This is a genomic window from Vibrio sinaloensis DSM 21326, from assembly GCF_000189275.1.
Classification (GTDB): Bacteria; Pseudomonadota; Gammaproteobacteria; order Enterobacterales; family Vibrionaceae; genus Vibrio; species Vibrio sinaloensis.
The window spans coordinates 13,954-28,354 of record NZ_AEVT01000003.1; the positions used below are offsets into that span (position 1 = coordinate 13,954).

10 protein-coding genes are annotated in these 14,401 nt (G+C 41.2%); 7 read left to right on the forward strand and 3 right to left on the reverse strand.

All coding sequences use genetic code 11. The features are described 5' to 3' along the window. Window positions 1–244 precede the first annotated feature (244 nt). Complete coding sequence (locus tag RH45_RS00615) at window positions 245–1,126, reverse strand: LysR family transcriptional regulator (RefSeq protein WP_100086072.1); 882 nt, start codon at window positions 1,124–1,126, stop codon at window positions 245–247. Window positions 1,127–1,276: 150 nt separating this feature from the next. Here RH45_RS00615 and RH45_RS00620 point away from each other — a divergent pair, with 150 nt between their 5' ends. Further along, a complete protein-coding gene (locus RH45_RS00620) occupies window positions 1,277–2,107 on the forward strand; it encodes an NAD-dependent epimerase/dehydratase family protein (protein WP_008072572.1) in 831 nt (276 codons plus the stop codon). A gap of 113 nt (window positions 2,108–2,220) precedes the next feature. Here RH45_RS00620 and RH45_RS23625 read toward each other — a convergent pair whose 3' ends face one another. Further along, window positions 2,221–3,891 (reverse strand): DUF4145 domain-containing protein, encoded by a 1,671-nt coding sequence (locus RH45_RS23625; RefSeq protein ID WP_008072588.1) that lies wholly within the window; start codon window positions 3,889–3,891, stop codon window positions 2,221–2,223. 985 nt (window positions 3,892–4,876) lie between these two features. Here RH45_RS23625 and RH45_RS00635 point away from each other — a divergent pair. Beyond that, window positions 4,877–8,743 carry a hypothetical protein gene (locus tag RH45_RS00635; RefSeq protein ID WP_008072592.1) on the forward strand — a complete coding sequence of 1,289 codons (3,867 nt, stop codon included), beginning with the start codon at window positions 4,877–4,879 and terminating at the stop codon, window positions 8,741–8,743. A gap of 470 nt (window positions 8,744–9,213) precedes the next feature. On the opposite strand, the gene rcnR is transcribed toward RH45_RS00635, so the two are convergent. Next, window positions 9,214–9,486, reverse strand: coding sequence for a Ni(II)/Co(II)-binding transcriptional repressor RcnR (gene rcnR, locus RH45_RS00640; RefSeq protein WP_008072594.1), 273 nt, complete (start codon window positions 9,484–9,486; stop codon window positions 9,214–9,216). A 135-nt stretch (window positions 9,487–9,621) separates the two neighbouring features. On the opposite strand from rcnR, the gene RH45_RS00645 reads away from it, so the two are divergent. From RH45_RS00645 to RH45_RS00670, 5 genes are all read left to right on the forward strand, one after another. Further along, window positions 9,622–10,698, forward strand: a complete 1,077-nt coding sequence (locus tag RH45_RS00645) for a nickel/cobalt efflux protein RcnA (RefSeq protein ID WP_008072595.1) — start codon at window positions 9,622–9,624, stop codon at window positions 10,696–10,698. A gap of 39 nt (window positions 10,699–10,737) precedes the next feature. After that, window positions 10,738–11,088 (forward strand): DUF3147 family protein, encoded by a 351-nt coding sequence (locus RH45_RS00650; RefSeq protein ID WP_008072597.1) that lies wholly within the window; start codon window positions 10,738–10,740, stop codon window positions 11,086–11,088. A gap of 507 nt (window positions 11,089–11,595) precedes the next feature. Further along, window positions 11,596–12,339, forward strand: a complete 744-nt coding sequence (locus RH45_RS00660; protein ID WP_008072598.1) for a HupE/UreJ family protein — start codon at window positions 11,596–11,598, stop codon at window positions 12,337–12,339. Between the two features lie 19 nt (window positions 12,340–12,358). Further along, entirely contained in the window at window positions 12,359–13,021 is a 663-nt protein-coding gene (locus RH45_RS00665; protein WP_008072601.1) for a hypothetical protein, read from the forward strand. Window positions 13,022–13,223: 202 nt separating this feature from the next. Next, window positions 13,224–14,114, forward strand: coding sequence for an NAD-dependent epimerase/dehydratase family protein (locus RH45_RS00670; protein ID WP_008072604.1), 891 nt, complete (start codon window positions 13,224–13,226; stop codon window positions 14,112–14,114). The last annotated feature ends 287 nt before the right edge of the window (window positions 14,115–14,401 follow it).

Genomic DNA, 14,401 nt, shown 5'->3' on the forward strand with positions numbered 1-14,401 from the left:
GAATAAGCAAAAGCGAGCCCCAGTGGCTCGCTTTTTTTTGTTCTAATGTTGGAGATACCATCGCAAAGCAGGTGTGGCGATACAAAAGAAATGAGTCACATTGATTTTTGTTACTCACCTTTGCAGACCTCAAGCCTAAAGGGCTGTGCTTAGTTGTTTGCCCCACTTCGAGTTAGAGCGTAAGTAAGAAGACTCTAGAATGTATGACAATTTCTACTATATCCATCAATTATCGCCACGAATATCAAATCAATTGACGCTTGATTTTTGATACTTCCCGTATTTTCTCAGCTAATGTTTGAACGGTACTAAGCTCACTTTTGCCTGGAGCACACATCAGCCTTAGTTCGCAACGCAAAGTTGGTGAGACGCTCTGGCGAGAGACTTGCTTTTTCCAATCATCGGGAAAGGCTAGACCAGGGATTAGTGATGTGCCATATCCTGATGCCACGATAGAAAACAGTGCAGCAGTGTCAGAAACTGTTGTTTTTATATTCAGTTTCTGACCATGCTCATCAAACAAGTCTTGGACGAATTTCTCACACCCGGAGGATGACACAATAATCGGTTTGTCGTCCAAACTCACTAAATTAACAATCGATGTTTTCGGAAGCCCAAACGGAGAAATAAAGTAAAACTCATCCTCGAAGAGTAACTCACTGCAAGCAGGATCCATGTTGTATGCGATACCAATATCTGCGATTCCTGCTTTTACCCAATGCTCCACTTCTTGGTCAGTGCCAGAAAATAAGTTGATCTCTAGGTCTGGGTGTGTTCTTCGAGTACTAGCCAAGATTTCAGAAAGGATGACGCGAGACACGCAGTTGATTGTCGCAACATTCACTGAACCCGTTATGGAGGAGCCCGCGAGCTCTAAAATACTATTTATGGCGCTAAGTGCGATGGATGCAGATTCACTTGCTGCTAATCCGGCAGCGGTGAGAGCAACACCTCTCGATTCTCGGATTGCAATTGGCGTCTCTAGAACAGTTTCAATAGCTTTCACTGCATGGCTGACGGCAGCTTGCGTTACGTGGAGCTGCTCAGCTGTTCGACTGATGCTTCCAGTCTCTCGAAGTGAATCTAATGTCTTCAGCATCATTACACTGATATTAGCATTTTTCATATCGGTATTAAATTATGTCAATTTACTAATGTCATTATGGTAATTAGTCTAGTTCCAAATTGAAAGCGCAAACTCAAGTTCAAACTAACCGTGCTTGGTAATTAGGCGTTGCGCGCACATGAACGTTGTATCATTCATTGGAGGTGAGAGATGTCTAAAACAATTTTAATTACAGGCTCAAACGGTAGAATTGGTTCTGCATTGGTAAAGTATGTTGATGCCTTCTTCCCCGATCACAAATTGATCCTTGCAGATTTGAGCGTCGATGATAAACGAGGAATAAAACTAGATATTAGTGATTTAGCGGCCACTCGTTCAGTATTTCAAGAGAATGATGTTGATGTTGTTGTTCATTTAGCGGGACTTGCTTCTCCTGATACGCCATTCGAGCATTTGCTACCAGCCAATATTATAGGTGCTTACAACGTTTTCCAAAGTGCCCATGAAAGTGGGGTTCGGCGTATTGTGTATGCAAGTAGTGCGCAAACGATCGAAGGTTACCCACTTGATATTCAAGTTAAAGAGGGGATGCCTACGCGTCCAAAAAACCTTTACGGTGTCAGTAAAGTGTTTGGCGAAGCATTAGGTGCATACTATGCATATCAAAAAAATACACAGGTAGTTGCGGTTCGAATTGGTGCTTTTGAGTATCAGCAAGAATGGAACAAAATGAGTTCAAGAGATTTGAGTGCATGGAGTGAGCCGCAAGACCTCTGCTCACTACTAATTAATAGTATTCAGGCTGAATTAAGTGATGAACCTTTCGTCATTGCGCATGGAATCTCAAATAATCGCTTTAAGAGATTGGACATCACTGAAACCAAAAGAGCTCTTGGCTATGACCCAAAAGCTGATGCGTTCGATGCTTGGAACATGAATTTTGCAGTAGAAAGCGAACCTAGCTCCCTCGCTGAAGAGTCTCAGACCAACGAGCTGCTCTTTTGGAAAAGCTTAAGTACATATTCTGCCATAAAAATGTAACTCATTTTTGTCCATTAGCGAGATAGCATGGCTGATAGGTGATAAATTTCCTCTCTGACTATCGGAAAATTCTGCCGTGATTAACCGCAAAGGGGCCGTTTTGATGAGTTGAGCTACTTGCCGTGACATTTTTTATACTTTTTACCAGAGTTACAGTAAGGGCAAATGTCATTCCGGCCAACCTTCTCCTTGGGAAGAGCGGTTACAGGTGTGGGCAAAACATTGTTCCTCTGAGGCATGTATGACTTAGGTTGGGTGATTTTAGGCCAAGCAATTGCAATCCTGTTTAACTCGTCAACCATACTTTGACTGGTCTCAAAAGGATGACCATTAGCCATAAAGCAGGCATAGAACTTACTCCAACGACTTTCCTCTTCTATGCTGAGCTGGTTAGTTCTCAATAAGTTATCAATTGCTTCAAGATAACCGGGGCACAGGTTTTCAATTTTAGTCTTTACATCAGAAGGGCAGTTAGGATCCCAATAGCTAAATACGAAGTTATTTAAGCCCTCTCTCATCTCATTTGGATCATTTCCAGCATGTTTTAGTACTAGTGAACCAAGCTCATATCTAGCAACTGGATTTCCACTAAAACTCCCTGCATCATGAGTAAGGCCTATATACCTATGATAATAAGAAAAGGCCTTTTCTAGTTGCTCTCGGTTCTTAGAAGTGTTGCTTAATGTTCGGCCTGCACTAAGAAGAGCTTCAACATGGCCATTATCAATGGCTTTGGAAATAAAGTGCCAATATTTCTCCAAATTGTCCTGGTGTAGGTACAATTTAGCCACCTTATACTGGGATTCTGGGTAACCTAAGTTAGCTGCTTCGGTAAGCAGTTTCGTTGCACGGTGAATGTCTTTTTCAACGATCTCGCCTTTAGTATATTCCACACTAAGTATATCAAGCGCTAATGGGTGACCTTGTTCCGAAGCCTCTTCTAAAAATTGGATAGCTTCTTTTTCGTCCTCTTTATTCCTGTCTTTGAGATTAAGCAGTTGATAACCATAGTATGCTTTACCGTTGAGGTTTCCCCCGTACGCAGCAGAGCTGAAATGACAAAGTGCTTTGTCTTCGTTTGGCTCGCAACCTAAGTCACCCAAGTATGCTATTCCAAGCTGAAATTGCGAATCTGCATGATTCCTATTGTCAGGAGATTCCAATAAATGTAAGGCATGCCTCATTTCTTCACCGTCATAAAACCTTGCGAAAGGGTCTGCATCAGGACCGAACAGGGTCTCATGAAGCCTTTGGTTACGCATTTGAATCAGAGCCATCGCAACCTCATAATTAGAATCAGGATCGTTTTTAAATAGAGCCTTGTATGCATTTTCTTTTAAGTCTGATTCTGAATCTGCGGAATGGTTAAACTCGTAAGATAAGGAAGTCCTGCCTTGGATCGAAGTTAGAATCATCTCGATAGCTTTACATAACAGCAGCAACGCTTCTTTCGCTAACTCCTTTAGGTTTAACTCACGCTTTGGGAATTGCTCTGGATGTGCTGCCCTGTTTCCATTCAAGCGGATCTGGTGGAGCGAGTTTACGATTTCGCTATTGAATTCTCCTGTTGATTTAAGCTTTTCAACTAGGTCATATAGTTCAGCCTTAGGATGCTCTTCCCCGTACTCACGTAGTAAATCCCTACAAAGCTCAACCAATAGTGATCTGATAAGAATTAGAGTTTGCCCTGGTGCAATGCTGTAATAACTCTTTGCCTGTTTATATTTGAGGCCTATCTCTTCATTAAAGCTACAAATAAAATCAATATCATCTAACGTGTTCAACGAAGCACTTCCTCAATCCCTGATAATTCAAAGGCTGTGATCATACTGCAAAACTTGCCTAAAGCGGCGATTGAAATCTACTTTGTGAAGGTTGGTGGCTAATTTAGCAAAGTTACTGACTCATTTTTGTCCAAAAGTTTGTTAGCGTAAGCCGTACTAATATGATTGCTAATCAACGAGAACTTGTGATTGTGCATCAGTCGGGAGAACTTCCGTAACAAACTCTATAAAGATAAGCAAAAGCTAGCCTCAGTGGCCTGCTTTTTGGATCTAATGCTTGAGATACCATCGCAAAGCAGGCTTGTAGTAGTACAACGGAAATTTACTACTCAACGTTGTAGACCTCAAGCCTAAAGGGCAGTGCTAAGGTGTTTTGCCCCCTTCCTTGTTAGCACCGACAGTAACTCCAACATTCTAACTCCATCGTCGCATGAAGGAAGCTAATCGACTACTTGTAACCGAGAGCAGTTAAACTGAATTGTTTACAGGGTTACTAAAAACTTTAGTTTTAGTGCGAGTTGTCCAATTGGGGAAGTATTAAACTTCCTTCCCTTTGAATCGTTCACGTGGAAGGCCCTGCAATTTTAAGATGTCTTCACTATCAGCGGGGATTACTATTTGACTCGGTATTGGGGGCAGCTTCAGTGAGTCCAATTCAGTCGCAGTGTTGCTTAACTTTGCGTGTAGCGTTTGTCGCAATTGTTTCGCTTCTGCTGTTGCATTAATACAACCACCTTCTTCCCCGAAGTGAATTATGAAATCGATTTCAATGATTATCTGGTCTTTGTAAACGTGGGATGAACCGTGAACCGGGGGAACTTCATGAACAGTTGAAGTTACGTCTGCCATGAACTTCAAACTTGACCCTGTTTACAAAAAATCATGACAATCGGTATACACACGAAAATAATTTTCTGAAATAAGGCGTTAGGCATAAAAATCTGATCGTGCATGAGTTAGAGTGATAAAAAAATACTGGAGAGATATGAATACTATGAGAATGGAATCCTCTCACACTAAGAAGTCTAAGGATAAAGCATTTACTTTAAGCTATGCCGATAACAATTTAGTTCAAGAAAAGTTCAGATCGTTTCTTGAACATGAAAATAGTGATGACTTATCCTTACTAAAATCCGACTTTAAGTCACTACAGTTTGAGTCTGAAGAGGGTAATATAGCTTACGAACTTGTTAAGGGACAACTGAGTTCCCCTTCAATAGAATATATCGAGTTCGATTCAAAATTTTCAGATAGGATTGCTAAAAATGCGCGTAAACTCGAGTCAAGAGGTACTCGGGATAAAAAAATAACTCAGGTGTTTCCAGCGCTTGCTATCATTGTATCACTACTTCTTTTGTTTCTTGGAGACAAAGCATTCATGGGGACTGCTCAGGACGTGGTCACCAAGTTTATCCAAAATGATTTTTTTCCGGAACTTAACCAAACACACTTCACTATCTTCGCTTATTTTGTATTTTTTCTGACTTTGGTTTGTGCTGGCTACCTTTTCATTAATAGTCGGTGGGGAACATCAGATACAGATCACTCTGAAAATATTATCAGCATCTTAAATGAAATAAATCAAGGCTGTAAATTTTCTGACTCAGAATATTTAAATAAAAGCCGTGCTTTTAAGTACTTTTATTATTTAAAACATATCAATCGCAAGTATTCAAAAAAAGGTGGTAATAAGGTTGTTATTTTCAGAAACCTTCCTGAATCAGAGTTAACTTACTTGCTGCAATTAATTGATAAATATATCTATAACATTGCTGTTATCCACTTTTTAGATATAAACGATAAGGGAAATGTTGGTAGGAGAAACAGTTTAGTACAATCTGTAGAAAAGATGAAAATCCGCCCAATTAGTCGTAAGCTATTATCTAAGTTTTGGCAAGAATTTGGGGTAGACGAAAATACCGCGGAAAAACTTTCTCTAATCATGGTCCCAAACTATGAAGCGATTTGTTATGTCGCATCTCAAATTTTAAAAAATGGCGAGTGTATTGATTACATCGACATTAACAACCTAGAGTCATACTGCAATCCGGCATTAAACTGGCAAAATAACTGGAATAGTGTTAAAGACGATGATAGTAAAAGAACCATACTTGACCTGAGAATGCTGGTCTCTTTAATCGGTAGTTGTACCTTTGAAGAACTTAGCAGCTTTTCCAGTGTTGTATTGCAGCAACCTCTTTCAGACAAGTGGAAGTCCGAACTTCTCGATTGCGCATATATCTTTGATAATGGTGGTAGATTCCGATCTCTTTCTTTTTCCCGCTCTCTATTTTATTCAGTTTATGATGATAATAAAGAAAGATATGAAAACTACGTTAGATTTGACCGCTTTCGCTCTCATGCTCTAGAACGTAGGTGGTTAACATACATAGATTCTGTATCGGTTATTGACTCCAACTCAAAAACATCAAACAGTAACTTTGATTATCTACTTGAAGTCTTTGCCCCAAGGATATTAACGACCTTAAATCGAATAGAAGTTAGAGATTCGATTGTTGGTGTTTTATCCCCTGCCAACTGCTTTGACGAGGTAATGAAGTACCTTGCGCGAGACGAAAACTTTTCTAAAGTAAGAAATAGCTACTTAAGGGGCTTGAGACATGCCTCTTATGGTGTGGTTCAAGCTGTTCAATATCTCAAAGAGATTAGTTGTGATCCTGATTTTATTGTCGCTAATTATCCATCATGGTTGGTTCTGAAGGCGGACATGCTCAGAGGAGTAGGAATAGGCCTAACAAGTGATGCCTTAAAGTGCGCCAATATCGCTTTAGAAGAGTTTAAAAAACGCCAAACCTCAAAGGAACTTAATCATAGGGAACAGGTTTACTTTTTTAATATTTTGTATTTCATTGCGTCAAGCTATCAAACCAAAGTATTTAACGCACAGGTACTTGGCCTGATAGAGTATGGCATTGAAGAGCTCAGAGAACTGTACACCAATGATAGAGACATAGAGATCACAAATAGGAGAGAGTTAGAAGCACTGTATATTAAGTACGTTCTTTTGACGAGAAAAAGAGTTCACCGAAACAGAACCTTCAAACACCATGAAACCGCCATAGATGATATTCTAGGGCACAAGTTTGAGAATATCGTTGAAGACTATCAGGATCTATATCACTCCCTCCCTCGTCTGGAACTATGCACTCGTTACTGTAGCTTGAAGTTAGATAAAGCAGATTTATTTGACAGGTTAAGCGTCCTTGAAAAAGTGATCCCTCAATTGCGTGACATCAGTGAGGATAACCCTAAGTCAGGAGAAGCAATGAGTCTCTTCTTATCAGGAATTAAGGGATACGCTTATATATTGAGCAAACTGGGTGATGAATACAAAACTCAGACAAACGCAAACATCCTGCTTAATGAAATTCGGGACTATTTGGATAAGTATAAACAACGGCGAAGCCATATTGGCGAACATACCACTATAAAGCCATCTTTTGTTATAACTCTACTGGACAGATTGAAGGACGCTGTCCTAGTCGGGATTGAGTTTGATCCAGAACTCTTGGACAAAGACATTTTGGTGTCTGTATTCCAATATCTTAACTCAGAAGCCGATAGGCATATTGCTGATGAGCGGTATAGTCCGCTCGATGTAAATGAAATTGACGAGTCAAGGGTCGTTATCGATGAGTTCCTAGCCGGCTATGACTGTGAAAGTCAGATAGACAGTAGTTTCCTTAGCTCCGCTCAGGTGTCAAAGCTACAAGACTTAAGTAACTCTTTACTGATGGCTATCAGCCGACATAAATACAACAATGATGGTGAAAATACTAGTCAAAGAAGTGCGCTCAATGAGTTTTATCAGATAAACCAAATGCTGTGGATTACGAAACCGACCACGTACGAGTTCATATTTGCACAGGCACTAGCGATGAAAGTCTCAAATGGTTCCTATGCTTACCCCTCATTTAAAAACAATATTGCCAGAATTAAACCAGAACCCAGCAGAAAAGGGTTAAATTTGATTATGGATATAGTGTATAAAAGTGTCGCACTCTATAGAACCTATGAAACCATTGACCCTAATCTCATCTTACCTTGTCGGGTATTGAAGTGGTCAAAATTTGGTGTTGTTTGTGCTACCCAGCAAGACATGTATAAAAACTCCAACAGGCTTTATGTTCCAAGAATAGTACTCGAAAATAGCTACAATGATTGTGAACGGGACTTCTGCTCCCCAAATATAAGTAAACTGTTGGGTATAAAACCATACAATGAGGTTAAAGATCACTTACCTAAATACGTGTTTGTGCAGTCTATGGGTAAAAAAGTAGGAGAGAAAAGGCCTTTATCCAAAACTATGTTTGATACTATGCAGAAGGTTAGAGAGCTGGACAATACCAAGCTTAGAGCATTCTCCAAGTTTATTGAAAATAGTGACTCAATTGGTACGATGAGAGGCGACACTTTCTTTCAGAGTGTTTTAAACAATTTCTTCATTAGTTTCGATACTCCTAATTTTCAATTTGATGATAAAAACACCTTTTTAGCGATGAACAAATCCTGGGCTTTGTTACTGGTACCCAGTCGCTGTATTGAATACTATCTGAATTCAATGATACGCAGGCAGATTTACTATATGACTGGCATTTACAATATCACTATCCTGCCGGAAGGGTTAAGCGCTGAAGACATAGCATGTCAATTAACAGAGCTATTTCGAGTACCTGCAATCTATGATGCCAAGACCAATACATTGAAGTGTTATACTGAACCCAGAAAAAACAAGAGCTTACTCTTTCTCTGTAACACCATGAAATCTAAATATGATACTCAGTACATGGTAGAAAAAGAAATCTGGAACGAACTTCAGGAATTAGCCTGAACATCCAAAGCTAAGTTAGGTACTGCTTTTAGCAAGTGATAGTGTACCCTTCCGTGTTTTAACGATAAGGCACGTTAGAGTTTTCCCTGTAGTGGTCAAGTAAAACTGGCCACAGGTTTAGAGCTTTTCCATACTTTTGTCACCCTGAAATGCTTTTATTAGTGCAAAAGTCCTAACACGAAAGTGTCCAAAAATTTGTCAGCGTAAGCTGTACCAATATGATTGCTAATCAACGAGAACTTGTGATTGTGCATCAGTCGTGAGAACTTCTGTAAAAAACTCTATAAAGATAAGCAAAAGCGAGCCCCAGAGGCTCGCTTTTTTGGATGTAATGTTGGAAATGTCTCAGCATAGCAGTTTTGTGCTGACTTGTTTTTTCTATTGTTAGGTAGGCGGTGTTTACGTTTAAAAACAAAAACTAATACTTCTCTCATTCGTAAACGCCGTTGATTCTAAATGCACTCACTACGCTATTTGATATAGGAATCCAGAACCTTCAATACTATTTCCATATCGGCTTCACGTTGCTCTTTGTCTTCCTCCAGTACTACGTGCTCAAGCAGGTGACCTTTGATCACTTCTCGCATTAAGCCATTTACTGCGCCCCGAATCGCAGCGATCTGCTGCAACACATCTTGGCACTCATGCTCTTCTTCCAGCATCTTTTTTAGACCATTCACCTGACCCTGTATTTTACTAACACGGGTGTTGAGCTTCTTCTGATCTCTGGTTGTATGTGACATGGCTTATCTTCTTTACGTTATGGGCGGAGCGATTCTAACCGATAATGTAGCACTCAATTTATACTGGGGGGTAGTATTTAATACTAGGGGGGAGTATAGTTTGGTTCAATTAAGAAGTAGAACTAGAGATAAACAATGGACTTTGTCGGACTTTTACAGCAGGGGAATGGTTGGTTTTTTATACCTAGTGCCATCTTACTTGGCGCTTTGCACGGTTTAGAGCCTGGTCATTCTAAAACGATGATGGCCGCATTTATTGTGGCGGTTAAAGGCACGGTCAAACAAGCTGTTATGCTGGGATTAGCTGCCACACTTTCTCACACTGCTATTGTGTGGTTAATCGCTGTTGGCGGGATGTATATCAGCCAGAAATTCACGGCTGAAGCGGCTGAGCCTTGGATGCAACTGATTTCGGGAGTCATTATCGTCTCGACAGGTTTATGGATGTTCTGGAGGACGTGGAGTGATGAGCGTGCATGGCATAAGGCTCATAGCCACGCACATGACTGGACAACTCAAGTTGTAGATACAGGCCATGGTCATGTTTCGCTTTCTATCGCAGAAGAAGGCGCTCATCACCGTTTCCAATTGCGAACACTCAATGGTAAGCCTTTACCAGCAGACGGGGTCAAGATTTCAGTTCCAAGCAATACGTCTCAGCCAGCTGATATTTATCATTTTATTGAGCGTGATGGGTACTTGGAGTCGGCCTCATGCATTGAAGCCTCTGATGACGTTACTGTCACATTGATCATCGGACACCATGATCATACTCATGACTTCACGGTGCGTTTTAGCTCTGTGTCTAAGTCAGAAAGTGAAGATAAAGAATACCAAGATGCACATGAACGCGCTCATGCTCTAGATATTCAAAAGCGTTTTGAAAACCGAGACGTGACGAATGGGCAAATACTATTATTTGGTTTAACGGGTGGGTTGATTCCATGCCCAGCTGCAGTCACGGTTTTGCTTATCTGTTTGCAGCTTAAGGCGATGACTCTTGGTGCTACTTTGGTTGTGTCATTTAGCGTTGGTTTAGCACTGACTTTGGTTGCTGTTGGCGTTGTAGCCGCCGTGGGTGTACAGAAAGCAACATCAAAGTGGAGTGGTTTGAATGAAGTAGCGCGTCGTGCTCCTTACTTGTCGGGCATCTTGATTAGCGGTGTCGGCATTTACATGAGTGTGCACGGATATACATCTCTAATGAGTTAAGCGCTGTGGTACTGAAGACTTTGTAAAGGTAACGCTTACATGTTGTGGATTATTACGAAGTACGCATTAACTGCTGGAATTGTGGTTTTAATATCTGAAGTAGCGAAAAGGAGTGATAAAGCGGGAGCGTTAATCGCGGCACTGCCAACCGTGACTATTTTGGCACTGATTTGGATGTACGTAGAAGGGCAAGGTCAGGAAAAGCTCGCTAAACATGCCTACTATACGTTTTGGTATGTGCTGCCAACGTTGCCAATGTTTCTTATCTTTCCGATTCTGTTAAATCGATACTCCTTTTGGTTCTCGTTAGCTATTTGTGCCATTTTTTCAATCGTCTGCTTTTTTATCGTGGCAATTGCTGTTAAAGAGTTTGGTATAGATCTTACGTAAATGAACCATGATGGTTGATATCTGGTTTTTGTTATAATATAACAGTTCGGTTTTTTCATTCTCAATGAATTATCTTAATGTCGGCGATGGTGTATGACTTCTAAAGCACTAACACAATGTATTAGCTTGCTGATGCTACTTATCGTCGCATTGAGTACGACTGCATCCGCGATAGGTGAGTTTCGTTCGCATAGCTTGCCAGCGTTGTCGGTTGTCGATAATGACCACACACACTCACATTCCTTCAACCACTCTCATGAAACTGGTGATACATATTCAGCTCACCATGATGCGAGTAATCATAATCACACTTTTGACAGTGCTTCATTAAAAGCACTGAGCTATAGCGTTTTTAACAGAGTGATGGTGTCTACCTATGGTAGGCAAATCAGTGGAACTCCAATCCATAAACCCTTCAGAATAGAGCGTCCTCCAAGAGCCTTGCTGTCTACTTGATAACCGCCGCAATCTGCGGCTACACAAGATTCAACAATTAATGGAGTTATTATGAACTTACTCTCTTTACGCGAAGTGAGTACGTTGCCTATTGGTTCGGCGACGTCGCTTCGTAAGGGGATGCTTTATCTCATTTTTGCCTTATCTATGGCAATGAGCACGGACGTTCTTGCTCATGCTGTGGCACAAGGTGACAAAGGTTATATCCAAGAAATTACGGGCACCAATATCATTGCGTTTATGTATCTAGGTGCGAAGCACATGGTGACAGGATACGATCATATCTTGTTTCTTTTTGGCGTGATTTTCTTCCTCTACAAAATGAATCACATCGCGTTGTATGTGAGCCTATTTGCGCTCGGACATTCGTCTACTATGCTGCTTGGTGTGTACTTCAATATTGGCATTAATAGTTACATTATCGATGCCATCATTGGATTATCTGTGGTCTATAAGGCAATGGATAACTTAGGTGCGTTTAAGCGATGGTTTGGCGTACAGCCCAATACAAAACTCGCAACCTTGTTGTTTGGGTTTTGTCATGGTTTTGGCTTGTCATCGAAGATCATCGAATACGATATTTCTCCCGACGGATTAATTCCTAATCTACTGGCGTTCAACATAGGTGTGGAAATTGGGCAATTGATTGCTCTTGGCACCATTTTGATTGTGATGGGCTTTTGGAGGCGACATAAAAGTTTTTATCGTCAAGCTTACTCAGTCAACGTCGCTATGATGAGCTTGGGCTTCATGCTTATCGGATATCAACTAACGGGCTATGTTGTTGCTCAGTAAATAGAAAAAGGAATCAATCATGTATAACACAGATATGCCAAGTCGTGCCGAGCTACCGACAACCAAACAGCTTGTTCGCTCAACCTTTATTGCTCTCGTAACCGCTATTGTACTGCTCATCACAGTCATTCTGCCTGCTGAGTACGCTATTGATCCTACAGGAATGGGCAGAGCACTGGGACTGGCTGAAATGGGTGAGATTAAGGCGCAGTTAGCCAAAGAAGCAGAAGAAGACCAAGCTAATAGTGCAGTCGTGGTTGCCACTAATACGGTTCAAAGTGAGCCGGTTAAAGCGGAACCTGAACTAGCGCCTCAACAACTTGAGGTGGTTTCTCCTAAACCTGACGTTGCTGTAGCAGTGGAGCCAGTTTGGAAAGACAAAATGATGCTTTCACTGAAACCTGGCCAAGGTGCGGAAGTTAAATTGGTCATGGAAGAAGGCCAAATTGCTCAATTTGAATGGGTATCGAAAGGTGGCTCTGTCAACTACGACACTCACGGAGATGGTAATGGAAAATCGATTAGCTATGAAAAAGGTCGTGGAGTTCCAAGTGGCGAAGGGGAGTTGGTAGCGGCTTTTACAGGAAATCACGGTTGGTTTTTCCGTAACCGAAATGACAAAGTCGTTATGGTTATCTTGAAAACGAGTGGCGCTTACGCAGAGATGAAGCGTGTTCTGTAATTAAACCGAGCTTAGCCTCTATGAAGATGAGCTTCGTAGGGGCTATTCCATATGACAGTTAGGTTACCTGAACCTCTAAATAAATCTTCTTAACGCGTAAACGCCTTTTATGGTGTTCTGGAGTCAATGTAATGCCGAGAGGAAGGCCATATCACTCGTTAGCTGATAAAATAGATGCGTGCATTTAAACAGGTAGTAAAAGTTGAAAATTTTAGTTACAGGATCAGCAGGCCGAGTTGGACGTGCGATCTATATCAAGTTGATGAAGGCTCACCAAGTCGTAGGATTAGATAAAACGCCTTGCTCTACAGCAGACTATATCGGAGACGTTCGTGATATAGACTTGATAACAAAGGCTTTAGAGGGTGTGGATGTTATAGTTCATACCGCTGCATTGCATGCACCGCACGTTGATTTAGTATCTGACCTAGAATTTGAAGACGTCAATGTAAAAGCAACGGAGCAGCTAGCGCTATTAGCGGTTAAAAAAGGGATTAAACATTTCGTGTTTACCAGCACTACCGCTCTCTATGGTTTTTCTTCCACACCGGATGGCGTTGCAGGCTGGGTCAATGAAACGGTTACCCCGAAACCTAAAACGATTTACCACAGATCCAAGATAGAAGCTGAGCAGATTTTGGAAAACATCTCAAACCTGTTTAACTTACCTGTTACTGTACTTCAAATGTCGCGATGCTTTCCTGAGCCAGCAAATCTGATGGCTCTCTATCGTCTAACACGTGGTATTGATGCACGAGATGTAGCAAATGCTCATGCTTGCGCTATCGAAAAACGTCTTTCGGGGTTCAGGCGTTACATCATTTCAGGAAAAACGCCATTTAATAAAACATGTTGCGAGCAACTTTATCTAAACGCTGATGATCTCGTAAAAAACTATGCCCCGAAGCTTGCAAAAGACTTCGCAGATAGAGCCTGGCATCTACCTAAAAGCCTCGACCGAGTTTATGACTCAAGTTTGGCGCAACGAGAGTTAGGCTGGCAGCCGAAATACGGCTATGAGAGTGTGTTAGATATGCTGGATGATGAGTTTGCAGAAGTGCTTCCTGCCACTAATATTAGTTTGCTGGCGTAAGCTGTACAAAAATCTAGCTAGTCAACGAAGAACTCGTGATTGCCCAGCAGTCAGTTGAGCTTCAGTAAAAGACACTATAGCCAGAAATGCAAAAGCGCCGGTAGCGGCTTGCTTTTGATCTTCTTATGCAGATGAAGAAAAGTTATAGATTCTGCTTTCCCTTCCAAGTTGCGACTTTCGGTGTGCGATGAACAGCTATCCTAACGTGCATCGGAAAATAAATGAGATTGCTAATAGACAGAGCGTTGTACATGGTTAATATAAGAGGCAATTTTCGCTCTAATGGT